The 660-nt window shown below is 49.5% G+C and carries 2 tRNA genes and 2 rRNA genes; all 4 read left to right on the top strand.

What is annotated here, in order from left to right:
• Positions 1-65, top strand: a 16S ribosomal RNA gene (locus tag AA84_RS0100005); the annotation flags it as partial.
• A 78-nt stretch (positions 66-143) separates the two neighbouring features.
• Positions 144-220 (top strand) — tRNA-Ile (locus AA84_RS0100010).
• A 9-nt stretch (positions 221-229) separates the two neighbouring features.
• Positions 230-305, top strand: a tRNA-Ala gene (locus tag AA84_RS0100015).
• A 97-nt stretch (positions 306-402) separates the two neighbouring features.
• Positions 403-660, top strand: a 23S ribosomal RNA gene (locus AA84_RS0100020); the annotation flags it as partial.

Below are 660 nucleotides of genomic sequence, written 5' to 3' on the forward strand. Positions count from 1 at the left end.
AAATGATTGGGGTGAAGTCGTAACAAGGTAGCCGTATCGGAAGGTGCGGCTGGATCACCTCCTTTCTAAGGAAACGATCAATAGCGAAACGCTTGAGCTTTTGTTTGGTTTTGAAGGATACATTCTTTCAGTATTTTTGGTGGGGGCCTATAGCTCAGCTGGTTAGAGCGCACGCCTGATAAGCGTGAGGTCGGTGGTTCGAGTCCACTTAGGCCCACCATTACTTTATGGGGCCTTAGCTCAGCTGGGAGAGCGCCTGCTTTGCACGCAGGAGGTCAGCGGTTCGATCCCGCTAGGCTCCACCATTATTATGTCAATTACGGCATTATGAACCTTGAAAACTGGATAACGAAAACAAGCAAAGTCAAGAAACATCCAAAATGATCATTCAATTGATCTAGTGGTTAAGTTATAAAGAGCGCACGGTGGATGCCTTGGCACTGGGAGCCGATGAAGGACGGAACGAACGCCGATACGCTTCGGGGAGCTGTAAGTAAGCTTTGATCCGGAGATTTCCGAATGGGGGAACCCGCCATCCTGAACGGATGGCATGCTCTGCTGAATCCATAGGTAGAGTAAGGCAGACCCGGGGAACTGAAACATCTCAGTACCCGGAGGAAGAGAAAGCAAATGCGATTTCCTGAGTAGTGGCGAGCGAAA

Origin of the sequence: Sporolactobacillus terrae DSM 11697 (assembly GCF_000648615.1) — a bacterium.
Taxonomy (GTDB): domain Bacteria; phylum Bacillota; class Bacilli; order Bacillales; family Sporolactobacillaceae; genus Sporolactobacillus; species Sporolactobacillus terrae.